The 22263-nt window shown below is 64.9% G+C and carries 18 protein-coding genes; all 18 read right to left on the reverse strand.

From position 1 onward, the window contains the following. Positions 1 to 4: 4 nt before the first annotated feature. Entirely contained in the window at positions 5 to 940 is a 936-nt protein-coding gene (lpxC, locus tag VITFI_RS02505; protein WP_089415671.1) for a UDP-3-O-acyl-N-acetylglucosamine deacetylase, read from the reverse strand. Between the two features lie 55 nt (positions 941 to 995). After that, positions 996 to 2963, reverse strand: a complete 1968-nt coding sequence (locus VITFI_RS02510; protein WP_157725530.1) for a sensor histidine kinase — start codon at positions 2961 to 2963, stop codon at positions 996 to 998. Next, a complete protein-coding gene (locus VITFI_RS02515; protein ID WP_089415673.1) occupies positions 2956 to 3606 on the reverse strand; it encodes a response regulator transcription factor in 651 nt (216 codons plus the stop codon). Before VITFI_RS02515 ends, VITFI_RS02510 begins: the two co-directional genes overlap by 8 nt. Positions 3607 to 3710: 104 nt before the next feature. Next, the gene (gene ftsZ / locus VITFI_RS02520) at positions 3711 to 5096 is read right to left on the reverse strand and encodes a cell division protein FtsZ (protein ID WP_089415674.1); all 1386 of its coding nucleotides are present in this window, start codon (positions 5094 to 5096) and stop codon (positions 3711 to 3713) included. 87 nt (positions 5097 to 5183) lie between these two features. Beyond that, positions 5184 to 6416: a cell division protein FtsA gene (gene ftsA / locus VITFI_RS02525; RefSeq protein ID WP_232476654.1), complete on the reverse strand. Its 1233-nt coding sequence runs from the start codon at positions 6414 to 6416 to the stop codon at positions 5184 to 5186. A gap of 9 nt (positions 6417 to 6425) precedes the next feature. Continuing rightward, complete coding sequence (locus tag VITFI_RS02530) at positions 6426 to 7229, reverse strand: cell division protein FtsQ/DivIB (protein ID WP_089415675.1); 804 nt, start codon at positions 7227 to 7229, stop codon at positions 6426 to 6428. A gap of 8 nt (positions 7230 to 7237) precedes the next feature. Beyond that, complete coding sequence (locus tag VITFI_RS02535) at positions 7238 to 8209, reverse strand: D-alanine--D-alanine ligase (protein ID WP_332461891.1); 972 nt, start codon at positions 8207 to 8209, stop codon at positions 7238 to 7240. Continuing rightward, positions 8209 to 9615, reverse strand: coding sequence for a UDP-N-acetylmuramate--L-alanine ligase (murC, locus tag VITFI_RS02540; protein ID WP_089415676.1), 1407 nt, complete (start codon positions 9613 to 9615; stop codon positions 8209 to 8211). Before murC ends, VITFI_RS02535 begins: the two co-directional genes overlap by 1 nt. After that, a complete protein-coding gene (gene murG / locus VITFI_RS02545; RefSeq protein WP_089415677.1) occupies positions 9612 to 10703 on the reverse strand; it encodes an undecaprenyldiphospho-muramoylpentapeptide beta-N-acetylglucosaminyltransferase in 1092 nt (363 codons plus the stop codon). The genes murC and murG overlap by 4 nt, the downstream gene beginning before the upstream one ends. Next, positions 10700 to 11995: a putative lipid II flippase FtsW gene (gene ftsW, locus VITFI_RS02550; protein WP_232476655.1), complete on the reverse strand. Its 1296-nt coding sequence runs from the start codon at positions 11993 to 11995 to the stop codon at positions 10700 to 10702. The genes murG and ftsW overlap by 4 nt, the downstream gene beginning before the upstream one ends. Further along, complete coding sequence (gene murD, locus VITFI_RS02555) at positions 11992 to 13557, reverse strand: UDP-N-acetylmuramoyl-L-alanine--D-glutamate ligase (protein WP_089415678.1); 1566 nt, start codon at positions 13555 to 13557, stop codon at positions 11992 to 11994. The genes ftsW and murD overlap by 4 nt, the downstream gene beginning before the upstream one ends. A gap of 22 nt (positions 13558 to 13579) precedes the next feature. Further along, on the reverse strand, positions 13580 to 14749 hold the full coding sequence (gene mraY, locus VITFI_RS02560) for a phospho-N-acetylmuramoyl-pentapeptide-transferase (RefSeq protein WP_456300722.1): 1170 nt from the start codon (positions 14747 to 14749) through the stop codon (positions 13580 to 13582). Between the two features lies 1 nt (position 14750). Further along, positions 14751 to 16175: a UDP-N-acetylmuramoyl-tripeptide--D-alanyl-D-alanine ligase gene (locus VITFI_RS02565; RefSeq protein ID WP_089415680.1), complete on the reverse strand. Its 1425-nt coding sequence runs from the start codon at positions 16173 to 16175 to the stop codon at positions 14751 to 14753. Further along, positions 16172 to 17692 carry a UDP-N-acetylmuramoyl-L-alanyl-D-glutamate--2,6-diaminopimelate ligase gene (locus VITFI_RS02570; protein ID WP_089417937.1) on the reverse strand — a complete coding sequence of 507 codons (1521 nt, stop codon included), beginning with the start codon at positions 17690 to 17692 and terminating at the stop codon, positions 16172 to 16174. The genes VITFI_RS02565 and VITFI_RS02570 overlap by 4 nt, the downstream gene beginning before the upstream one ends. A gap of 6 nt (positions 17693 to 17698) precedes the next feature. After that, the gene (locus VITFI_RS02575; protein ID WP_198301586.1) at positions 17699 to 19612 is read right to left on the reverse strand and encodes a peptidoglycan D,D-transpeptidase FtsI family protein; all 1914 of its coding nucleotides are present in this window, start codon (positions 19610 to 19612) and stop codon (positions 17699 to 17701) included. Next, the gene (ftsL, locus tag VITFI_RS02580) at positions 19609 to 19932 is read right to left on the reverse strand and encodes a cell division protein FtsL (RefSeq protein ID WP_089415681.1); all 324 of its coding nucleotides are present in this window, start codon (positions 19930 to 19932) and stop codon (positions 19609 to 19611) included. Before ftsL ends, VITFI_RS02575 begins: the two co-directional genes overlap by 4 nt. Then, complete coding sequence (rsmH, locus tag VITFI_RS02585) at positions 19929 to 20873, reverse strand: 16S rRNA (cytosine(1402)-N(4))-methyltransferase RsmH (protein ID WP_089415682.1); 945 nt, start codon at positions 20871 to 20873, stop codon at positions 19929 to 19931. Before rsmH ends, ftsL begins: the two co-directional genes overlap by 4 nt. Positions 20874 to 21050: 177 nt before the next feature. Then, positions 21051 to 22262 carry a multidrug effflux MFS transporter gene (locus VITFI_RS02590; protein WP_089415683.1) on the reverse strand — a complete coding sequence of 404 codons (1212 nt, stop codon included), beginning with the start codon at positions 22260 to 22262 and terminating at the stop codon, positions 21051 to 21053. Between the last annotated feature and the right edge of the window lies 1 nt (position 22263).

A 22263-nucleotide genomic window follows, 5' to 3' on the forward strand; every position in this document is an offset into this window, starting at 1 on the left:
CCGATCACCACGCCGGCGCCAGTTGCGCAAACCCCACGGGCGCACGCGATTCGTCCTCAAACGTGACGAACTCGTAGGCCGAGGCGTCGGCAAACACCGCCCGCAACAGCTTGTTGTTCAACGCATGCCCACCCTTGAACGAGGTGTAGGACGCCAGCAAGTGGTGCCCGCACACGAACAAATCGCCGATGGCATCGAGGATTTTGTGTTTGACGAACTCATCGTCGTAACGCAAACCTTCGGCGTTGAGCACGCGGTAATCGTCCACGACGATGGCGTTGTCCATGCTGCCGCCCAGGGTCAGGCCGCGTGAGCGCATCGCCTCCACATCCTTGGTGAAACCGAAGGTGCGGGCGCGGGCGATGTCGCGTTTGTACTGGCCGGAGCCCATGTCGAAGCTAACCTCTTGGCCGGTCGCGTCCACCGCCGGGTGGTTGAAATCGATTTTGAAGGTGAGTTTGTAGCCGTGGAACGGTTCCAGCCGGGCCCACATCAAGCGTGCCCCTTCGCCTTCGCGCACTTCCACCGTTTTCTTGATTTTGAGAAACCGCTTTGGCGCGTTTTGCAGCGCAATGCCCGCACTTTGCAGCAAAAACACGAAACTGGCCGACGAACCATCGAGGATGGGCACCTCATCGGCGGTGATGTCGATGTAGACGTTGTCCAACCCCAGGCCGGCGCAGGCCGACATCAGGTGCTCAATGGTTTGCACACGCGGCCCGCCCGGCACGCCGCCGGGGGTGATGGTGGAGGCCATGCGCGTGTCACTCACCGAATCGAAGCGCACGGGGATGTCCACCGGCTGCGGCAAATCGACGCGGCGAAACACAATGCCCGTGTCCGGCGCAGCCGGGCGCAGCGTCAGTTCCACCTTCTGGCCGCTGTGCAGGCCCACGCCCACGGCGCGGGTCAGGGATTTGAGGGTGCGTTGCTTGAGCATGATCGGCCTGGCTGGCAGTCAAGGGGGAGAGCCCCGATTGTCGGCCAAGCAGGGCTCAGGCGCTGCGCCACAGCGGCAAAACCAGGCTCACCTGGGTTCCGTGCCCCAGTTCGCTGTGAACATCCACGGTGCTGCCCAAACGGGCGGCCCGCTGCGACAAATGTCGCAACCCCCGCCCCCACGTGACATGCGCCAGATCGAACCCGACCCCATCGTCCGCAATCACCACATGGATCGCTTCGCCTTGCTGATGCACCCGAATGCCAATGCGATGCGCCTGCGCATGTTTGAGGATGTTGGTCAGCGCCTCTTGCACCACCCGCAGGATTTGCAGCGCGTCCGGCGGATTCAGCCACGGCAGGGGCGGCACGTCTTCGACCTGCCAGTCCAGCACCAACCCGGCACTCTCCAAACGGCGCCCCAATCGGTGGCGCAGAGCGGCCAGCAGTGTCACCAAGTCGTGATCGATGGGCTCCAGTGAATCGATCACCAAGCGCAAATCGTCCACGCACTCACGCAACAGCCCAGCCACCGCCCGATTGCCCAACTGATCACGCTCCACCAGCACCAAGGTGGACATGAGCGTCGAACCCAGGCCATCGTGCATGTCCCGCATCAAGCGCTGGCGCTCCAGCAGCAGCGCCTGCTCCCGCTCAACCCCCCGCAGGCGTTCGTGGTTGGCGCGCAGCTCGGCCTCTCGCTCGGTGAGCCGTTGCTCCAGCACGGCATTGGCATGTTCTACCTGCCACAAAGCGTGCGAATAGCGAATCTGTGCGGCTTGCAGCAGCGCCAGAAAAATCACCATCGTGGACAGCGGCAACAGGTATACCGACTCGGGATTGATGCTGCCATCGCTCAACAAAGCGTCATGGCCGATGGTGAAGGCCACGATCCACAACGCCAGGGTGATGATGTGCAACTCGCGTTCACGCCCACGCCAAGCTTCCCAGCTCAACCAGACCAGGCACGGCAACGCAGTCAGGGTGGGCAAATGGCTCATGGTACTGCGCCAATCGTTCGGCAGCGGCCAGAAAGGCAGCGTCAGGGCGCTGCCCAGCAGCACCCCCAAACCCAGCCACTTCTCCTGCGGCACCCACCGGTGGGTGCGAAAGCGCATGGCGAACAAGCAAGTCAGCAGCAACACCCAGGCAATGGACGCATCGGTCATCCACCGAAACCACACCACCGCAGAAGGGTGCGTCGGGGTGGCTATGTAGTAGTGCAGGTTGTGCAGCACCCAGGCCATGGCCGTCAAGGCAAACAGCAAATACGCATGCTGATGCCGCCGGCTCGACCAATACAACAGCGCCAACAATCCCAAGGCGGCAAAAGCCAGGCTCCCCACTTGCGGGACCACCAGTTGCAGCAATTCGCGTCGATGCCGCTGCTCCTCCAGAGACACCAAGGGGCCGACGTGTACCGCCGTCATCCGGTGGGAATCACGGCTGTCCCGGGTGAGGCGGATGGCAATGTCCACCACGCTGCCCGGCACCCCGACCTCGCCCAGTTGCACCATGATGGGGTGGTTCCACTGATCCTGCCGCTGCTCGCTGCCATCCCAACGCACCAGCCAGCGCCCCCCCTCGTAACTGACCACCTGCACCGCCGCCCCCACCACACGTGGGATGTAGAGCGCCAGCGGCCCCTTGATCCCCGTCGGCACCGTGTAACTGAGGCGATACCACCACAGCCCAATCGGCGGCGTTTGGGATGACACGGGCGCATCTTCCTCACGCAGCAATGACACTTCCGCCCACGCCGCTTCATCCTGCGGCGCAGGCGGCGCGACCCGAGGCTCCAGGCCACCCCGACGGGGGCCTGGCAAGCTCTGCACAAACAGGTGGTGGCGCCAAGCACGCTCAAAGCGCACGACGCCCACGTCGTCACTCTGGTTGAGCAGCCAAGTCACCCACACCAACATGCCCAGGAGCAACAGCCCCAGCAGCCGCATCCACACGCCACGCGCCCCGGGCACCTGCCCCGACGATGGCGGCGGCGGGACCGCCAGGGGGGAGTCAGTCACGCACCAAGCCCAGCTTGCGGGCTTCGTAGATGGCTTCTGTTTTGGAATGCACTTGCAGTTTGCGGTAACTGCGTTTCACGTAGGTCATGACCGTGTGACGCGACACGCCCATCATGCGGGCGATTTCTTCAAAGTTGAAACCTTTGGCGCTGTAGGTCAGCACTTGGCGCTCTTGGGGCGACAAGAGGGCTTCACCGCTGGGAGAAGGTTGCGGCAACGGCCCCAGGCGCACCAACAACTGCCGCGCAATGACGGGGCTGATGGGGCTGCCACCAGCATGCAAGGTGCGGATTTGGTCGGTCAAATCCTCGGCGCACGAGTCTTTGAGCAAGTACCCGGTGGCCCCCGCTTCCAGCGAAGCCATGACGTGGGGTTCGTCGCCGAACACGGTCACGACCATGACATCCGTCTCTGGAAGGTGCTCGTGGGCAAAGCGGATCAACTCAATCCCACTGCCGCTGGGCAGCCCCAAATCGACCAGCACCACATCGGGCCGCCGCTCCCGCAGCAACTGCAAGCCCTGGGGTAGATCGGCTGCTGTGCCGACCAGCGCCATATCGGGCGCCCCCGCAACCACCGAGGCAAACGCCCCCCGAAATCTTTCGTCGTCTTCGACGATCACCACCGACAGACCTTGTGCCATCGGGGCAGTTTAGATGAGCACCCACGTCCCACGGGTCACAAACACGTGCAGGAACCACGGAAGCGGGGACTTGTCGCACCGAGAAGGTACAGCCCCCCGCCGTATCAGTCTGCTTGCTTGCGCAAAAAGGCTGGAATCTCGATCTCTTCCATGCCATTTGAGCTGAGTGCCTCCACCTTGGCTGCCGCTTGCATCCGCCCCGTGCGCCACACGCTGGGCACATGCGGCTCATGGTGGACGGGCGCTGCTGGCGGCGGCACCATCCCCGCAGGGGCTGCGGCATGGTGCGGCGAAGCATGCACCGATGGGTGCGGCACGTGGTGATGTGGCGCGTGCGTTCCCGGGTAAGGCAGGTTGTCCGTGCCGGTGCGCATCTGCTGCTGGGGATGCATCTGCGCCGGCATGGCATGTGCCACATGGGTCGGATGCACAGCCGCATGTTGCACCGGCTGGGGTTGCGGCACGTTCACCTGCGGCTGCACGGGCGGCATGGCAGGCTGGCTCTGCACCACGGTCAGCGGCGCTTGGGCGCGTTTACCGCTGGTCAGGCCAGTCGCGATCACGGTGACGCGCAACTGGTCATTGAGCGACTCCTCGTAGGCCGTGCCGTAGATGATGTGCGCGTCCGGTGCCGCGTAGCGGCCAATGGTGGCCATGGCGCTGCGCACTTCGGACAGCCGGAAGTTGGCCCGCGAGGCCGCAATCAGCACCAACACCCCCCGGGCGCCGGACAGGTCAATGCCTTCCAGCAGCTTGGAGGTCACCGCCGCTTCAGCCGCCTTCGATGCGCGATCTGGGCCTGCGGCCATGGCGGTGCCCATCATGGCTTTGCCGGGCTCGCTCATCACCGTCTTGACGTCTTCGAAGTCCACGTTCACCAGACCGGGAATGTGGATGATGTCGCTGATGCCGCCGACGGCGTTCTTCAGCACATCGTTGGCGTGGGCGAAGGCTTCGTCTTGGGTGACATCGTCGCCGAGGACTTCCAGCAACTTGTCATTGAGCACCACAATCAACGAATCGACGTTGGCCTCCAGCTCCGTCACCCCGGCTTCGGCTTGCTTGCAACGGCGCCCACCTTCGAACGAGAACGGCTTGGTGACCACACCCACCGTGAGAATGCCCATCTCCTTGGCCAAGCGAGCAATCACCGGCGCGGCCCCCGTGCCGGTGCCGCCGCCCATGCCCGCCGTGACGAACAGCATGTTCGCCCCCTGGATGGCCTCACGAATGCGCCCCTCGGCTTGCTCCGCCGACTGGCGTCCAACTTCGGGCCGGGAGCCTGCACCCAAGCCGGTCTCGCCCAATTGCACCAAGCTCTTGGCGCGGCTGCGGTTCAGAGCTTGCGCATCGGTATTGGCACAGATGAATTCCACGCCCTGCACGCCTTGGGCAATCATGTGCTCCACGGCGTTGCCACCGCCACCGCCAACGCCGATCACCTTGATCTGCGTCCCCCGGTCAAAGTCCTCAATCATTTCAATTGGCATTTGCAAGCTCCTGTTGCCGACGTGTACGTCGACGCGCCGGCGTCATTATTTCATTCCTGACCCTGTGCTTGGAGCGTTTGTCGATGGTCAGAAATTGCCCAGGAACCAATCACGGACTTTTGCCAGCCATGCCGTGACCGATCCCCCCTGTTGCACGATGTTCTGGCCGCGCAGACGCGCCTGCCGGGCCTGTTCCAACAAACCCATGACGGTGGACGCTCGCGGAACAGCCACCATCTCATACAGCGGGCCGGCGTACACAGGCACGCCAATGCGCACCGGCTTCATGAAAATATCCTCCGCCAATTCGACCATACCTGGCATGACGGCAGAACCCCCAGTCAGCACAATGCCCGACGACAGCAACTCTTCGTAACCAGATTCACGAATAACCTGGTGTACCAGATGGAAAATTTCCTCCACCCGGGGCTCCACCACCCCCGCCAGCACCTGGCGGTTGATCATGCGCGGCACACGATCGCCCAGGGCAGGCACTTCGACTTGACCGTTCGGATCGGCCAGTAGCAATTTCGCCACACCATGGCTGACCTTGATCTCCTCGGCATCCTTGGTCGGGGTGCGCAAGGCCATGGCGATGTCGCTGGTGATGAGGTCGCCGGCGATGGGAATGACAGCGGTGTGGCGAATGGAGCTGTCGGTGTAGATCGACACGTCGGTGGTGCCCGCGCCCACGTCCACCACCGCCACGCCCAAGGCGCGCTCGTCAGCCGACAACACCGCCGCCGCCGTGGCCACCGGGCTCAACGACAGCGATTCCACCTCCAACCCACAGCGCCGCACGCATTTGATGAGGTTTTCCGCCGCGCTCTGCGCCCCGGTGGCAATGTGAACTTTGACCTCCAGCCGGCTGCCGCTCATGCCAATCGGCTCTTTGACTTCCTGGCCGTCGATGATGAATTCTTGCGGCTCGACCAACAACATGCGCTGATCGTGCGGGATGTTGATCGCTTTGGCGGTTTCGATCACCCGGGACACGTCCAGGGCGGTGACTTCGCGGTTGTCCCGCACGATCACCATGCCGGTGGAGTTTTGGCCCCGGATGTGGCTGCCGCTGATGTTGAGGCAGACCCGGTCGATTTTGCAGGCCGCCATCATCTCGGCTTCCTTGAGCGCCTGCTGGATCGACTGCACCGTGGCCTCAATGTTCACCACCACGCCGCGTTTCAGACCATTGGCGTCGGCCACGCCCAGGCCGGCCAGGCGGATGTCCCCCTCGACCAGCTCGCCGACGACGACCATCACCTTGGATGTGCCCACATCCAAGCCGACGATCAGATCCTTGTTGTCCTTGCCCACCATCTTTGTCCTTCACTGCGCCGCTTGGCTTGGCGCCGTTGCTTTCAGGTGCAGTGCAAACCCATCCATGTGCCGCAAATCGGCACGATCCCAGTTTCGGCCCGCCCATTGGGCCCCGGGGCGCTGAATGGCGTGCGCAAAACGCTCCAGCCGCGCCAGCACGTCTTCCGCGCTGCCACGGCCCAGCTCGATCACTTCGCCTCGCTTGAGCTCGATTTCCCAGGAACCCCGGGGGCTCAAACTCACACGCACCACCTCCATGCCAAAGGGCCGCAGCAGCGTGAGCAGCTTGCCGTGCATGTCAATGACTTGCCCGAGCTGGCTGCGCAAGCCTTCCAATTCGGGCAGATTGTCCACGTCTCCGAGGTTGGCCTCGAAAATTTCCCCGAAACGATTCACCAACCGATCCGTCACCCCCTGCTCGCGCCAGATGGCCACGGGTTGGTGTTCCTCAATGTGAACCACCAGCCGATCCGGCCAAACCCGCCGCACACGGGCCTGGCGCACCCACGCGACTTTTTCCAAAGCCTCGCGGGTTTCGGCCAAATCCAGGGTGAAGAAATTCCCCGGCAAGTTGGCAAACACCCCGGCGCGCAAATCTTCAACGCTGCAACGCTTGAGTTCGCCTTCAACCAACACTTGCTCAATGGCAAACACCGGCAGGTGAATGAAACGATACACGCCATACACCACCAAGATGGCCAGTGGCAGTGACAACAACCACCAACCGCCACGCCGCTGCGACCACTGGCGCACGCGCCGCCACAGCGGCCCCAGCGGGGCCACCATCGATGCACGACGGGACGGGCTCGCCATCACCCGTTTCAGGCCAAGAGGCGAGGTGGCGTGTCCAGCGTGGCCGCTGCCAGCAGGCGCAGGCACAGCGCCTCATAACTCAGCCCCACGGCTTGGGCGGATTTGGGCACGAGTGAATGGCTGGTCATGCCCGGCGAGGTGTTCATTTCCAGCAAGAAGGGCTGGCGGTCGCGGGCACGGATCATGATGTCGGCCCGGCCCCAGCCTCGGCAGCCCAGCACACGATACGCCTGCACCACCAAGTGCTGGATGTTCGTTTCCTCGGCCTCGGGCAGACCGCTCGGACAGAGGTAACGCGTATCGTCCGAGTGGTATTTGTGTTCGAAGTCGTAGTTGCCGCCGGGGGCTTGGATGCGGATCACCGGCAGCGACCGCGCCGCCGCGCCTTCACCCAGCACCGCGCAGGTGACTTCCTCGCCGACGATGCATTCTTCGCACACCACGGCGCTGTCGTACTGGGCCGCCAGGGCCACGGCAGCCGCCAGTTGGCCCGGCTCGGTGACACGCGTCACCCCAAACGACGACCCCTCACGCGCCGGTTTGACGATCAGCGGCAACCCCAACTCGTCCGGCAGGTGATCGACCGCCAGCGCGCCGCGATGCAGCACCACGCCACGCGGCACCGGCAGGCCGGCGCTTTGCCACAGGCGCTTGGTCATGACCTTGTCCATGGCAATGGCACTGGCCATCACACCCGAACCGGTGTAGGGGATGCCGAGCATCTCCAGCGCCCCTTGCATCGTGCCGTCTTCGCCGTGGCGGCCATGCAGGGCGATGAAACAGCGCTCAAAGCCCTCGCGCTTCAGGTCGGACAAATCCCGTTCGGACGGGTCGAACGCATGCGCGTCCACACCCTGCCCACACAGCGCCTCCAGCACGCCTTGGCCGGACATCAGCGACACCGGTCGCTCCGCCGAACTGCCCCCCATGAGCACCGCCACTTTGCCCAGCGCGCCCACATCAATCGCCATCTGTTCCATCACGCCCCTCCGATCCGCTCGACCACCTTGGCCGGTACACCCCCGATGGAGCCGGCCCCCATGGAAATCACCACGTCGCCGCCGTGCGCCAGCTCGGCGATGCGGCCCGGCAGATCGGCGATGTCATCGACGAACACCGGATCGACCCGGCCCGACACGCGCAACGCCCGCGCCAACGCCCGCCCATCGGCTGCGACGATGGGCGCTTCGCCGGCGGCGTACACCTCGGTGAGCAACACCGCGTCGGCCCGGCCCATGACGTTGACGAAGTCTTCAAAACAATCCCGCGTGCGGGTGTAGCGGTGCGGCTGGAAGGCCAGCACCAAACGCCGCCCTGGGAAAGCACCCCGCGCCGCCGCGATCACCGCCGCCATCTCCACCGGATGGTGGCCATAGTCGTCGATCAGGGTGAACCGACCGCCGTCTTGGGCCGGCAACTCGCCGTAGCGCTGAAAGCGCCGCCCCACGCCGCTGAATTGGGCCAGGGCACGCACGATGGGCTCGTCCGGCAACTCCAACTCGGTGGCCACGGCGATGGTGGCCAAGGCGTTGCGTACGTTGTGCTCACCCGGCAAATTCAGGGTGATGTCCAAGTCGGGCAGCGCTTCCCCGTTGCGCCGCTGGCAGGTGAAGCGCATCTGCCCGCCTTCGAGCGCTTGGACGTTGACGGCCCGCACCTGGGCCTCGGGGTTGAAGCCGTAGGTCGTCACCGGGCGCGAAATCAGCGGGATGATGCTGCGCACGCCGGGATCGTCGTCGCACAACACCGCTGCGCCGTAAAACGGCATGCGGTGCAGAAAATCGACAAACGCTTGTTTGAGACGGGCAAAGTCATGCCCATAGGTGTCCATGTGATCCGCGTCGATGTTGGTGACGACGGACAGCACCGGCATGAGGTTCAGGAACGAAGCATCGGACTCATCCGCCTCGACGACGATGAATTCGCCCTTCCCTAAGGCCGAATTGGCCCCCGCTGAGTTGAGCTTGCCGCCGATGACGAAGGTCGGATCGACCCCCGCTTCGGCCAGCACACTCGTCACCAGCGACGTCGTGGTGGTTTTGCCGTGCGTGCCGGCGATGGCAATGCCTTTGCGCAGACGCATCAGCTCGGCCAACATCACGGCGCGTGGCACCACGGGAATGCGCCCGGTGCGGGCGGCGATGACTTCGGGGTTGTCCCCCTTCACCGCTGTGGAGGTGACGACGGCTTGTGCGCCGGCGATGTGGGCCGCGTCGTGCCCCACAAACACGCGAATGCCGAGGCCCGCCAGGCGCCGGGTGACGGTGTTGTCCGCCTGATCGGAGCCGGAAACGGTGTAACCCAGGTTGTGCAGGATCTCGGCGATCCCACTCATGCCCGCGCCACCGACGCCAACAAAGTGAATGTGCTTGACAGCGTGCTTCATGCAGAGACTTTCTCAATTTCATCGGCCACGCGGGCGGCGGCCTGGGCCCGGGCTTGGCGTCGCGCCGCCTGGGCCAGCGTCAGCAAACGCCCCCGATCCAGGCTGGACAGCAGTTCGGCCAAGCGCTCGGGGGTGCAGTCGGGTTGTGGCAGGTGCAGGGCGGCGCCTTGCGCGGCCATGAGGGCGGCGTTGTCGCGCTGGTGCGAGGTCGTGCTCACCACCAGGGGCACCAGCACGGACGGCACCCCCGCCGCGCACAACTCGCTGACGGTGATGGCCCCGGCCCGGCAAATGATGAGGTCACACGCCGCCAGCCGGGCGGCCATGTCATCAATGAAAGGCAGGACTTCGGCGTCCACCCCCTGCTGGGCATAGCGCGCCCGCACGGTGTCGAAGTGCGCCAGGCCAGTTTGGTGGGTCACCCAGGGCCGCTGCGCAGCGGGCAGGCGGGCCAACGCTGCCGGCACCGTTTCGTTGAGCACTTGCGCGCCCAAACTGCCCCCCACCACCAGCACCCGCAGCGGGCCGCTGCGCCCAGCCCAGCGTTGTTCGGGCGACGGCAGGTTCTCGATCTCGGCACGCACCGGGTTGCCCGTCACCCAGGCTTTGGCGGTGGCGCGGGCGGCGGGGCCGTCAAACCCGAACGCGATGCGCCGGGTCAAGGGCAGCAAAGCGCGATTGCTCATCAACAAAGCCGCGTCGGCGTTGACCAGCACCAACGGGCGCCCCCGCAGCGCCGCCGCCACGCCGCCGGGGAAACACACGTAGCCCCCCATGCCCAGCACGGCGTCGGCCTGACGCGCCCCCAGGATGCGCCACGAACGCCACAACGCCCCCAACAGCTTGAAGCCGCCGGTCAGGCTGTGCTTCCAGCCTTTGCCGCGCAGGCCGCTGAAGTCCAGCGTGTCCATCGGGATGCCGCTGGGCGGCACCAGGCGGTTTTCCATGCCTGTGGTCGTGCCCAGCCAGCTCACGCGCCAACCGCGCTGCTGCATCTCCCGCGCCACGGCCAGGCCGGGCATGACGTGCCCCCCTGTGCCCGCCGCCATGATCACCAAATGGCGCGACCGGGTCGGTGCTGCGCTCATGAACGTCCTCCTCGCATCAACTGGCGATTTTCCTGATCCACACGCAACACGATCGACAACGCCACCAAGTTCAAAATCAAACCCGACCCGCCATAACTCAACAGCGGCAGGGTCAGCCCTTTGGTGGGCAGCGCGCCCAAGTTCACGCCGATGTTGATCACCGCTTGGCTGGCGATCCACAGCCCGATGCCCTGGGCCATCAAACCCGCGAACACCCGATCCAGCATGATGGCCTGGCGGCCAATGATGAAGATGCGCCGCGTCAGCCAGAAGAAGGCGACGATCACCGCTGTCACCGTCACCAAACCCAGTTCTTCACCGATCACGGCCAGCAAAAAGTCGGTGTGCGCTTCCGGCAGGTAACTCAGCTTTTCCAGCGACAAGCCCAAACCTTGCCCGAACCACTCCCCCCGACCAAAGGCCATGAGCGAGTGCGTCAACTGGTAGGCCGCGCCTTTGGCGTTTTCCTCCGCCCAAGGGTCGAGGTAGGCAAAAATGCGTTTGCGGCGGAACTCGCTGAACACAATCATCAGCATGAACACGCCCAGCAGCACCGCCACACTGAGCATGAACATGCGGCCATTGACGCCACCGAGAAACAAAATGCCCAGCGCCACAGCGGCGATGACGATGAACGCCCCCATGTCCGGCTCGGCCAGCAGCAAGATGCCCACCACCCCCAAAGCCACAGCCATCGGCCAAACGGCTTTGAAGAAACGTTCCTTCACATCCATCTTGCGCACCATGTAACTGGCGGCGTACATGGCCATGGTGAGTTTGGTGATCTCACTGGGCTGGAGGTTGAAGCCCGCAAAGCGAATCCAACGCCGCGAGCCGTTCACCTGCGTGCCGACCACCAGCACCAACACCAAGGCCACGATGGACGCGCCAAACAGCCACGGCGCCCACTTCTCCCAAGTGGCGATGGGCACTTGCAGCGTCAAAGCCGCAACGATCACCCCCAGCACCAGCGCGATGCTTTGGCGCATCAGAAAGTGCGTCGGTTCGTAGTTGCGAAAACGCGGGTTGTCCGGCAACGCCACGGACGCGGAAAACACCATCACCACGCCCAGCAGCACCAGGCCCATCACGACCCAAATCAGCGCGCTGTCAAAACCGTGGGTGCTCAGGGGGCTGAGGTTGGCGTCCCGCGTTGGCATCCACTCGCGGATCGGCAGGGACACCCGCCCGTCACTCGGCGCCTTGGATCGATTGAACCAGCTTTGGGCACGCGCCTGCCAGCCCTGTGCCCAGCGGCTGAGGCGTTCGGCGGCGCGACCATCGGTGTTCATGCGCCCAACTCTCCGCGCTCGTGCGCGTATTCACGCACCGCATCGATGAACACCTGCGCCCGGTGGGCGTAGTTGCGGAACATGTCCAAACTGGCGCAAGCCGGGCTCAACAAAACGGCATCCCCGGGTTGCGCTTGCTCGAAGCACCAGGGCACGGCGGCTTCCAAACGCTCGTGGTGCTGCATCGGCACGCCAGTGTCGGCGAGGGCGGCTTCGATGGCGGGTGCATCGCGTCCTATCAAGGCCACGGCACGCACATGCGCCGCCACAGGCGCGGCCAACGGGGCGAAGTCCTGCCCCTTGCCGTCGCCGCCAAGGATCACCACCAGCTTGGAGGTGAGCCGATCGGCGCCCAGCCCGGTCAAGGCCGCCACCGTGGCGCCAACGTTGGTGCCCTTGCTGTCGTCAAATGCCTCCATGCCGCCGACTTGGCCCACCAGCTCGACACGGTGCGGCTCACCGGTGTACTCGCGCAGGCCGTGCAGCATCGGCGCCAACGGGCAGCCAATCGCCGTGGCCAGCGCCAGCGCGGCCAGCGCGTTGGCAGCGTTGTGACGCCCCCGAATGCGCAGCGCATCGGCGGGCATCAGGCGTTGCAGGTGCAGCGGTTCGGCTTCGGCACCGCGTTTGAGCGGCGTGTCGTCTTCGGGCAGGGCGCGCACCAGCCAGGCCATGCCGTTGTCGTCCACCAAGCCGAAATCACCCGGGCGCTGCGGCGGATTCAACCCAAACCGGCACACCGAGCGCCCCACGGTCTGCCGAGGTTTGCCCCGCCCCATCGACACGGTTTGCGGCGCCGGCACCAAAGCTTCCACCAACGGATCGTCCCGGTTGATCACCATCACGCCCTGGGCGCCAAAAACGTGGGCCTTGGCTTGGGCGTAGGCGTCCATGCTGCCGTGCCAGTCCAAATGGTCTTGGGTGATGTTGAGCACCGCGCCGGCGCTGGGCTCGAACCCCACCACCTCGTCCAACTGGAAGCTGGACAGCTCCAGCACCCACACCTCCGGCAAGGTGGCCTCGCGCAGCGCGGTGCCGAGGGTGTCCAGCATCGACGGGCCGATGTTGCCCGCCAAGCCGACGCGCCGGTCACACCGCTCGACCAAGCGGGCGGTGAGCGACGTCGTGGTGGTTTTGCCGTTCGTCCCGGTGATGGCCAGCACCTGCGGGGCGTAACCGGCCCCCGCACGCAGCGCCGCCAAGGCTTGGGCGAACACCCCCAGCTCGCCTTGCACCGGCACGCCCGCCGCCTGCGCGGCTTGCAGCAAGGGCACCAAACGCGCATCCAACGGCGACAGGCCCGGGCTTTTGAGCACGCGCTGCGCGTCCGCCAGGGCCTCTGCACCGAGGGGGCCGGTGAAAAACTGCACCTGCGGCGCTTCTGCCGCCAACGCGGCGGCCTGGGGCGGTTGCGGGCGCGAATCCCACACGCGCACCCGGGCGCCAGCGCGGACGCACCACCGCGCCATGGCCAAACCCGAATCCCCCAGCCCCAGGATCAACACTGGCACCCCGGCCCAATCGGTCGAAACGGTGGCTTGTAAATCGACGGTGGTCGTCATGGCGTTGGCGTTCCTTCGTGTCTCAGCGCAGTTTCAGGCTGGCCAAGCCAACCAAGCACAGCAGCATGGTGATGATCCAAAAACGGATGACGACTTGCGTTTCCGTCCAGCCCGATTTTTCGAAGTGGTGGTGCAACGGCGCCATGCGGAACAAACGCCGGCCCTCGCCAAACTTCTTCTTGGTGTACTTGAACCAGCCCACTTGCAGCATCACCGAAGCCGCTTCGGCAATGAACACCCCACCCATCACGCCCAGCAGGATTTCTTGCCGGGTGATCACCGCGATCGTGCCCAGGGCACCGCCCAGCGCCAGCGCGCCCACGTCCCCCATGAACACCTGCGCCGGATGAGCGTTGAACCACAAGAAGGCCAAACCCGCCCCGGCGATGGCGGCACAAAAAATCATCAACTCACCGGCCCCAGGAATGTGCGGGAACAGCAAGTAACGCGAGTACACCGCATTGCCCACCACGTAAGCAAAGATCCCCAGCGAGCCGGACACCAACACCACCGGCATGATCGCCAAGCCGTCCAACCCATCGGTCAGGTTGACGGCGTTGCTGACGCCGACGATGACAAACCAGCTCATCGCCATGAAACCCAGCACGCCCAGCGGATAACGCACCGCCTTGAAGAAGGGCACCAACAAATCGGCCCGCGCCGGCAGGGCGTATTCAAAACCCTGGCTCACCCATTGGCCCATGGCATCCCAGACGCGGGCGCTGGTCGGCTCGGCCACCGCAAAAGCCAGGTAGGCCGATGCAATCAGACCCACCACGGTTTGCCACATGAATTTCTCACGCGAACTCATGCCCTCAGGGTTTTTGTGAACCACCTTGCGCCAATCGTCCGTCCAGCCAATGGCGCCGAAGCCAAAGGTGACGAGGATCACCACCCACACGAAGCGGTTGCTCCAGTCACTCCACAGCAAGGTGGAAATGCCGATGCCAATCAGCACCAGCACCCCGCCCATGGTCGGCGTGCCACGCTTGGCCAAATGGGATTGCACCCCGTATTCGCGGATGGGTTGGCCGATTTTGAGTTCCGTCAGCCGGCGGATCACCCACGGGCCGAACATCAAGCCGATGATGAGCGCCGTCATGGCGGCCATCACGGCGCGGAATGTCAGGTACTGGAAGACGCGCAAAAAGCCCAGGTGCTCAGGCGCCATCGCCTGCAACCACTGCGACAAACTAAGCAGCATGTGTTCCCCCCGCCGCCGTGGCGATGGTGGCAGCCGTGCGCAATGCCGCTGCCACGTGTTCCATCTTCATGAAGCGCGAGCCTTTGACCAAGGCCACACCGAATGCCGGTAGCGTGGCATGGGCCAAACTCACCACCGCATCGGCCGTGCTGACGAAATGCCGCGCCGACGCACCATAGGCTTCCGCCGCATGGCGCGCCAAACTGCCGACGCACCACAGATGCTCAATGCCCCGTTCGTGCGCATAAGCCCCGACCTCGGCATGAAACAGCGGCCCTTGGGCACCGACTTCGCCCATGTCCCCCAACAGCAGCCAGCGCGGGCCGGGCAGGCTGGCGAGCACGTCGATGGCGGCGCGCACGGAATCGGGGTTGGCGTTGTAGCTGTCATCGATCAGCGTGCGCAGACCCGTGCCCCAGCGCAGCCGCTCGACTTGCGAACGCCCCGCCACCGGTGTGAACGCCGTCAGCCCTGCGGCCACGTCAGTCAGCGCAACGCCAGCACCCAACGCAGCCGCCGTCGCCGCCAGCGCGTTCTTGACGTTGTGCCAGCCTGCGCTGCGCAGTGCCAACGATGCCTCACCTGCGGGTGTGTGCAAGGTGAGCTGCCAGTGGTCGTCTTGCCACTGCGCCTGGGCGGTGACATCGGCCGGGCCTTGCAAAGCAAAGGTCAACACACGCCGCGTTCCCGCCCAAGTGCGCCACAGCGGGGTGAACGCATCGTCTGCGGGGAAGACCGCCACGCCATCGGCGGGCAGGGCGTGGATCACAGCTCCGTTCTCCCGCGCCACGGCTTCGACGCTGTGCATGAATTCTTGGTGCTCGCGCTGGGCGTTGTTCACCACCGCCACCGTCGGCTGGGCGATGGCCGCCAACTGCGCGATCTCACCCGGATGGTTCATGCCCAACTCCACCACCGCCAACCGATGGGCCGCGTTCAGGCGGAGCACCGTCAACGGCACGCCGATGTGGTTGTTCAGGTTGCCCGAGGTGGCCAATGCCGCTTCGCCTTGCGCCGCCCGCAAGATGCTGGCGATCATCTGGGTGACGGTGGTCTTGCCATTGCTGCCCGTCACGCCGATCAGCGGCAGGCGATGCGCTGCCCGCCAAGCCGTGGCCAAGGTTTGCAAGGCAGCCAGTGGATCGTCCACCCGCAGCCCCGGCATGCCGGTGACGCTCAGACCGTGGCTGGCCAAGGCCGCCACAGCCCCCGCCGCCTGGGCTTGGAGCAAAAAATCATGGCCGTCGAAACGCTCACCGCGCAAGGCGACGAACAAATCGCCCGGTGCCAAACTGCGCGTGTCGGTGTGGACGCGCCGCAATGGCACATCGGCATCCCCCACCCGCTCACTGCCAGGCAGCCAAGCGTGGGCCTGCCCCAGCGTGAGCGGTGGAGGGGGTGAAAAATCGGTCATGCAGGGCTCCTGGCGGCCAGCGCTTTGGTGGCTTCCTCAATGTCTGAAAACGGATGGCGCACGCCAGCGATCTCTTGGTAGTCCTCGTGACCCTTGCCGGCCAGCAAGATGACATCTTTGGTGTCGGCACTGGAGATGGCCTCAAAAATCGCCAGGCGCCGGTCGGGTTGGATGGTCACGGTGCGCACCGCCGGCCCCGGTGGAACGCCCGCCATGACTTGGTTGATGATGGTTTGCGCCGCCTCGTCGCGCGGATTGTCACTGGTGACGATGACCCGATCGGCCCGACGCGCCGCGATGTTGCCCATCACGGGCCGCTTGGTGGCATCGCGGTTGCCCCCGCAGCCGAACACACACCACAACCAGCCGCCACGGGCCTGGGCCAGCGGCTGCAAGGCGGCCAAGGCTTTGTCCAACGCATCGGGCGTGTGGGCGTAATCGATGATGACTTCCGGCAGGCCCGGCGTGCGTCCCACGTTGGCGCGTTGCAGCCGCCCCGGCACTGGCGTGAGCCACGGGATCACCCGGGCGATGTCCAGCAGCGCGAACCCCATGGCACGCAAACCTGCCATCACCACCAGCAAATTGGAGACGTTGTAATCGCCCACCAAACTGGTGCTGATGGGCACCCGATGCCCCCCCTCCACGGCGGTGAAACTCAACCCGGACTCGTGGTAAGTCACGTCCTGCGCCATGAGCCGCGCTTCGCCCACCATGGAGCACGTCCACAACTGGGTGCGGCGCCCAGCCAGCGCCGCCACCAGCTCGGCGCCCTGCGGATCGTCCACATTCAACACCACCGACTTGAGCCCTGGCCACGAAAACAACTGGCGCTTGGCCTGCCAGTAGGCTTCCATGGTGCCGTGGTAGTCGAGGTGATCGCGGGTGAAATTGGTGAACAACGCCACCTCAATGTGCGTGCCCGCCAAGCGCTGTTCAACGATGCCAATCGATGACGCCTCGATCGCACACGCGCCAAAGCGCTGCTGTTTCATGCCCAGCAGCCCGGCGTGCAAGGCCACGGGGTCGGGCGTGGTCAGGCCGGTGTAGTGCAATTGCCCAGCACCCTGCCCTTTGACCGGCGGGGTACCAATGCCCAAGGTGCCCACCACCCCGCAGCGCAAACCCAGCAAACTCAAAGCTTGGGCCGTCCACCACGACGTGGAGGTTTTGCCGTTGGTACCGGTGCTGGCCACCAACCGCAAGCTGCGGCTGGGGTGGGCATAAAAGGCATCGGCGATCGGGCCCGTCGCGGCTTTGAGGCCCGACCATGCCGCCACACGCGGATCTTGACATTCGGGGAAAGCCTCGGCCCCCTCAGCCTCGACCAAACAGGCCGTGGCCCCGGCGGCCAGGGCGGCAGACACAAACCGCCGGCCATCATGCGCCGCCCCGGGCCAGGCGATGAAACCGTCTCCCGGGCGGATGTGGCGGCTGTCGGTGCGCAGTTCACCGGTGATGTGGGTGCGCAACCAGCGCGCTGCCTCTTGAGGCGTTGTGAACGTTGTGAGTGCCATGGTCAATCAGGGCTCCACCTTGGGAGACGTGGGACGCGCTTTCCGATTGGAATTGGCCTTGCCGGCAGCCGAGGACGACGCCGCAGCGACACCGGAGGCAGAAGAGGGCAGCGGAACCTCCAGATCGGGTGGAACCGCCATCATGCGCAGGGCGTTTTCGACCACCGCTTTGAACACCGGGGCCGCCACCTGCCCACCGTAGTAGGCCGTCCCTTGCGGCTCATCGACCAAAACGGCCACGACGACACGCGGTTTGTCCGCCGGCGAAAAACCCACGAACCAGGCACAGTGGCGTGAATTGCTGTAACCCCGTCCTTCGAGCTTTTGCGCCGTGCCGGTTTTGCCTGCGGCGGAATACCCCGCCGGCTGGGCCCGAAAACCGGTGCCTTCGCTGATCGTGCCGCGCAGCATGGTGCGCATGGTGCGGGCGGTGTCCGGGCGATACACCCGCACAGGCTCGCCCCCGCGAAACCCCTTCACCAGCGACAGCGGTTGCGCGGCCCCATCGTTGGCCAATGCGGTGTAGGCCCGGGCCAATTGGATGAGAGAAACCGAAATGCCGTAGCCGTAGCTCATGGACGCCTTTTCCACGTCCTGCCACTTTTGCCATGGACGCAACCGCCCGGTGGCCGAGCCCAAGGTGCGCCGTCCCACGAGGGTGTCGGGCAACCCCATGTCGGGCTTGTGGCCAAACCCCAGGTTGGAAAAGGTTTCATGCAAGGTGCGATCGGACAAACGCAGGGCCAAGCGGGCCGTCCCCGGGTTGCTGGATTGCTGCACGATTTGTGCCACGGTCAGCGCACGGAAGCTGTGATCGTGGTCGGACACCAAACGATCCGAAATGCGAAACGCCGTGGTGTCAATCACCGTCTCCGGCTGAACCAAACCGTTCTCGATGGCTTCGGCCACCACAAAGGGTTTCATGGTCGAGCCGGGCTCGTTGGCGTCGGTCAACGCTCGGTTGCGCCCGGTCAGGTCATTGAGCTGGCGCCGGTTGGCGGGGGCGTAGCTGGGGTAGTTCGTCATGGCGAGGATGTCGCCGCTGCGCACGTCCAGCACCACCACGCTGCCGGATTTGGCCTTGTGGGTCGTCACCGCGTCCCGCAGGTGCTGATAGGCCAACGACTGGAGCTGCGAATCGATGGACAGTTGCAAGTCCTCGCCGGGATGCGGGTCGGAGATTTGCTCCAACTCGTCGATGATCTGGCCCAGGCGATCGCGCACCACCACCCGCACCCCGGCTGTGCCTTCGAGCACATCGTTGAAGGCCCACTCCAGGCCGTCCACCCCTTTGTCACCGGAATCGACCCAGCCGATCAGGTGGGCAGCGGCTTCGCCTTCCGGGTAACTGCGCACGTAGCGCGGCTCCACGCCCACGCCTTCAATGCGCAAAGCGCGCACTTGGCGCACCAGTTCGGTGGGCGCTTCACGCCGCAACGGCACATAGCCGCCAGAACGTCGCCCGTTGATCTTGGCTTCGAACTCGGCGGGTTTCAGGCCCAACAGTTCTTGCAACTGGCGCAGTTTTTCCTCAGAAGGCGGCTTGTTGCGAAACTGCTGCGGCGCCAAGTAGATCGTGGGCGCATAAACGCTGATGGCCAGCAAACGCCCATTGCGATCCAAGATGCGACCCCGACCCGCCTGCACCCGCTCCGTCATGGCGTGTTGTTTTTCGCTCTTGGCCTGGAAAAACTCGGGGTTGATGGCCTGAACGTACACCGCCTTGAACACCATGCCCAAAAAGGACAACCCCACCAACGCCACCACCAACTGACTGCGCCACGGCGGCGTTTTGGAAGCCAGCAGCGGGTTGGTTGAGTAGTTCAAATCCCGCACCGAAGGCCGCACCGACGGACGGGCACCTCCCATCCCACCCCGGGGCCAGTGCTGAACCACCCACTGACGCAGGCGCTGCATCATGGCGTCGTCCTCGGCTTGCGGGGCTGGGGGGGCTTGCTGGTGTTTTTGCTCGCTGGCGGCTGGGATTCGGTGACGTACCAGGTGTGTTCAGGCGTCACCAACCGCATGCCCAAGCGCTCGGCCCCACGCTCCGCCGCTGTGGCCGATGTCAACTCGGTGCGCCGCGCTTGCAGCCGCATGGCTTCGTCGTTGAGTTTGCGCTGCTCTTGTTTGGCCCGTTCAACGGCCGCGAACAACTGGCGTGACTCGTGCCGCACCTTCACCAAGTAAAGCGCGGAAGGAATCAACAACAACAGCAGCAGCACGGCCAGACGGTTCATGCACCAGCGCCCTGCCCCGCCGCACCCAAGCGCTCCGCCACCCGCAACACCGCCGAACGTGAGCGCGGATTGGCACTCACCTCAGCCTCCGAAGGCTTGATGCGCCCCAACGCCTTGAGCCGCTCCACCCGCGTGGGCGGGGCAAAAGGCGCCCGCCGATCAAACTCGACACGGCTCTCATGCGCGATGAACTGCTTGACCATGCGGTCTTCCAGCGAATGGAAGCTGATCACCGCCAGATGGCCGCCGGGGGCCAGCAGCGTCAATGCCGCCGTCAGCCCTTGGGAAAGCGAATCCAGCTCGCCGTTGATGTGGATGCGCAACGCCTGGAAGGTGCGCGTGGCCGGATCTTGCCCCGGCTCGCGCCGCTTGATCACCTTGGCCACCAATTGCGCCAGCTCCGCCGTGCTGGACAGCGGCGCTTGCGCCCGGCGTGCCACGATGGCCCGTGCAATGGGCCCGGCGAAACGCTCCTCGCCATGGTCGCGGATGATTTGGGCGATGTGCCGTTCGTCCGCGCTGGCGAGAAAGTCGGCGGCGGTGAGGCCACGCGTGGTGTCCATGCGCATGTCCAGGGGGCCGTCAAAGCGAAAACTGAAGCCCCGGCGGGCGTCGTCGATCTGCGGCGAGGAGACGCCCAGGTCGAGCATCACCCCATCCACATGCGCGATGCCCAACGCCGCCAATTGCGCGGGCGCCTGGGCGAAATCCGCGTGGCAGATGGTGAAACGGGGGTCTTCGATCGCCTGCGCCGCCGCGATGGCTTGCGGGTCTTTGTCAAACGCGATCAGCCGCCCTTGCGGGCCCAGGCGGGCCAGCAGCGCACGCGAGTGCCCGCCGCGACCGAACGTGCCATCCACATAACAACCATCGGGACGGGTGAAAACGGCCTCAACCGTTTCCGCCAGCAGCACGGTGCGGTGTTCAAACTGGGGGTGCATGAAAACCCTTCAAGCGCTGCGCGCCCGCTCCTGCGACAAAGAAGCGAGCAGCTCGCAGGGTTCAGACCGATTCAACAAAGGCAGCACGATGGGGGATCCACTTTTCACCACAACCCGCCACTATAGCCGACGCACACAACCACCGTCAACGAAGCGCACTGCAAAAAACAAGCAAAATCAAGGACTTGCGATTTTTCCACGCACCCAAAACCAGGCGATCCCCCCCAGCAAGCTCAGGCCCAAGGCCGTGAACGCCAGCGCCATGGCCGAATGCATGACCAGGGGCGCCAGCACCCCCGCCACCATGGCGTTGGTCACACTGCCGATGCAGGCTTGCAAGGAGGAGGCCATGCCACGCCGGGTCGGTGCCTGATCCAACAGCATCAACGTCACCACGGGCACCACCAAGGCCCACCCCAGGGAGAACAGCGAAATCACGGGGATGAACCACACCGCCTGCGCGCCCACGCCCAGGGTGAGTGCCAGATTGAGCAGCATCATCCCCAGCATCACTGAAAAACCGTACCGGATTTGGCGAGCCTGCGCCACCCGCCCCGCCAATCGACCGGACAGCCAAGCGCCCCCCATGATGCCGCCGATGTTCATCAAGAACAGCCAGAAGAAATGCTGCGGCGGCAGCCCCAGAATTTCCCCCAAAAACACTGGCGCCGACAGCACATACAAAAACATACCGTTGAACGGCACGCCGCTGGCCAGCGCCAGCGGAATGAAACACCGGTTGGCCAGCAGCTCCCGATAACCCTGCATCAGGTGGTGAACATCAAAAGGCTGGCGCTGGCTGGCGTGCAGCGACTCCGGCAAATGGCGCCACATCAACGCCCACAGCACAGCCCCCACGCCGGCCAAAAACCAAAACACCGCTTGCCAACTGATGTGGACGAACAGCAACCCGCCGATCCAAGGGGCGATGGCAGGGGCAATGCCGAAAAACAGCGTCACCTGGGACATCACCCGCTGGGCCGCTTCCTGGGGGAACAGATCGCGGATCACCGCACGCGACACCACCATGCCCGCCCCCGATGACATGCCTTGCAACGCCCGACAGGCCACGAGCATCGTGATGTCGGTACTGAGCGCGCACCCGGCGGAGGCCAAGGTGAACACCGCCAGCCCCACCATCACCACGGGCCGCCGCCCGGCGCTGTCGGACAGCGCACCGTGGAACAGGTTCATCACCGCAAACCCCAGCAAGTACGCCGACAGCGTTTGCTGCATCTGCATGGGCGTGGCGCCCAGGGCTTGGGCCATGCCGGTGAAGGCGGGCAAGTAGGTGTCGATGGAAAACGGGCCGAGCGAGGCCAAACAGGCCAGCAGCGCGGCCAAGGCCCAGCGCGGGCCACGCCAGAGGGTGAGGGCTTGAGGATGCATG

Source organism: Vitreoscilla filiformis (assembly GCF_002222655.1).
GTDB classification, from domain to species: domain Bacteria; phylum Pseudomonadota; class Gammaproteobacteria; order Burkholderiales; family Burkholderiaceae_C; genus Ideonella; species Ideonella filiformis.

What these genes read in the sequence shown, in the direction of transcription:
- lpxC (WP_089415671.1), bottom strand. Translation starts at nt 940, where the DNA reads ATGCTCAAGCAACGCACCCTCAAATCCCTGACCCGCGCCGTGGGCGTG.
- VITFI_RS02515 (WP_089415673.1), bottom strand. Translation starts at nt 3,606, where the DNA reads ATGGCACAAGGTCTGTCGGTGGTGATCGTCGAAGACGACGAAAGATTT.
- ftsZ (WP_089415674.1), bottom strand. Translation starts at nt 5,096, where the DNA reads ATGCCAATTGAAATGATTGAGGACTTTGACCGGGGGACGCAGATCAAG.
- ftsA (WP_232476654.1), bottom strand. Translation starts at nt 6,416, where the DNA reads ATGGTGGGCAAGGACAACAAGGATCTGATCGTCGGCTTGGATGTGGGC.
- VITFI_RS02530 (WP_089415675.1), bottom strand. Translation starts at nt 7,229, where the DNA reads ATGGCGAGCCCGTCCCGTCGTGCATCGATGGTGGCCCCGCTGGGGCCG.
- VITFI_RS02535 (WP_332461891.1), bottom strand. Translation starts at nt 8,209, where the DNA reads ATGGAACAGATGGCGATTGATGTGGGCGCGCTGGGCAAAGTGGCGGTG.
- murC (WP_089415676.1), bottom strand. Translation starts at nt 9,615, where the DNA reads ATGAAGCACGCTGTCAAGCACATTCACTTTGTTGGCGTCGGTGGCGCG.
- murG (WP_089415677.1), bottom strand. Translation starts at nt 10,703, where the DNA reads ATGAGCGCAGCACCGACCCGGTCGCGCCATTTGGTGATCATGGCGGCG.
- ftsW (WP_232476655.1), bottom strand. Translation starts at nt 11,995, where the DNA reads ATGAACACCGATGGTCGCGCCGCCGAACGCCTCAGCCGCTGGGCACAG.
- murD (WP_089415678.1), bottom strand. Translation starts at nt 13,557, where the DNA reads ATGACGACCACCGTCGATTTACAAGCCACCGTTTCGACCGATTGGGCC.
- VITFI_RS02565 (WP_089415680.1), bottom strand. Translation starts at nt 16,175, where the DNA reads ATGACCGATTTTTCACCCCCTCCACCGCTCACGCTGGGGCAGGCCCAC.
- VITFI_RS02570 (WP_089417937.1), bottom strand. Translation starts at nt 17,692, where the DNA reads ATGGCACTCACAACGTTCACAACGCCTCAAGAGGCAGCGCGCTGGTTG.
- VITFI_RS02575 (WP_198301586.1), bottom strand. Translation starts at nt 19,612, where the DNA reads ATGATGCAGCGCCTGCGTCAGTGGGTGGTTCAGCACTGGCCCCGGGGT.
- ftsL (WP_089415681.1), bottom strand. Translation starts at nt 19,932, where the DNA reads ATGAACCGTCTGGCCGTGCTGCTGCTGTTGTTGTTGATTCCTTCCGCG.
- rsmH (WP_089415682.1), bottom strand. Translation starts at nt 20,873, where the DNA reads ATGCACCCCCAGTTTGAACACCGCACCGTGCTGCTGGCGGAAACGGTT.
- VITFI_RS02590 (WP_089415683.1), bottom strand. Translation starts at nt 22,262, where the DNA reads ATGCATCCTCAAGCCCTCACCCTCTGGCGTGGCCCGCGCTGGGCCTTG.